The 965-nt window shown below is 46.8% G+C and carries 1 protein-coding gene; it reads right to left on the bottom strand.

Annotation, left to right across the window (positions count from 1 at the left end; genetic code table 11):
- Window positions 1-2 precede the first annotated feature (2 nt).
- Window positions 3-965, bottom strand: a 963-nt coding sequence (locus VC188_RS11870) for an IS110 family transposase (protein WP_323484101.1), incomplete at its 5' end; no start/stop codon positions are given.

Raw genomic sequence — 965 nt, 5'->3', positions numbered from 1 at the left:
ATCTACGAGGTCCTTGCGGCCTCTACGGCCCTACAGAGAGGGATCGATCCACTGGGTAAAGCTTTTTCATAGTAACCTTGATACATCTGTTTTGACTTCACTAATCCATACACTACACGCGCCATCTTCGCTGCCACCGCAGTCCTTGCTTTACGTTGTAAATCCTTATCCTGCGGTGCGCCTTTAATATAGCGGCTATATTTTTGCTGAAAACTATTTTCTGGTTGAGCGATAGCAGTGTTCACTGCCATCCATAACGCCAAACGTAAACGCGCATTACCTCGTTTAGAGATTTGTTCTTGACCACGGTAGTTGCCTGATTGATTTTTGGCTAGATCAAACCCGCAATACTTCAAGAACTGACGATGATGGCTAAAGCGACGTAGATCCCCGCCTTCCGCCAGAATCGTTAGGGCATTAATCGGGCCAATCCCCGGCACACTTTGCAAGATGGCAGAATCCGGGTTATCGGCCAATACTGCTTGAGCTGTCTCTTCTAATTGCTTGCGACAAGCATTGATCTCTTGATAGCGTCTCAGTTGTATTTGAAAGGTTTTGCAAGCCAAGGAATCTGCCTCAACAGGTAGTCCAATGCTATGCAAGGCGGTCTCATAGAGCTCAATAAGCTTAGCCGCTTTATTAACCTTGCGGCCAATGACAGGGCTGGCAATCTGGCAAAACGCTTCTTGAGAGTGCTTCGTTACTGCGCTAGGGATGGGGAAGTGCAAAAGATAATTAATCCACCAGTCTGCGCGAGTACTGTTCCACCATTTACCCATCTCCGGAAAATATAGTGGCAGGTAATGGGTAAGGAGGGAATGCTGTAAGCGCGTGCGACTCAAGGTCACTTGATAGTAGGTTTTAGATAACTCTTGGAGATCATGATGCCCTGCAATTAATGGGTCAACATAACGTTGAATAATCCCTTGCTTAAGCAGCTCTAAAAGCACTGCAGCATCCTTGGG

The sequence above is a fragment of the Polynucleobacter sp. MG-28-Ekke-A2 genome (genome assembly GCF_035012985.1).
In the GTDB taxonomy this organism is placed as follows: Bacteria; Pseudomonadota; Gammaproteobacteria; order Burkholderiales; family Burkholderiaceae; genus Polynucleobacter.
Note: the sequence above shows the minus strand (reverse complement) of the source record. Positions and strands in the feature narration are given on the sequence as shown.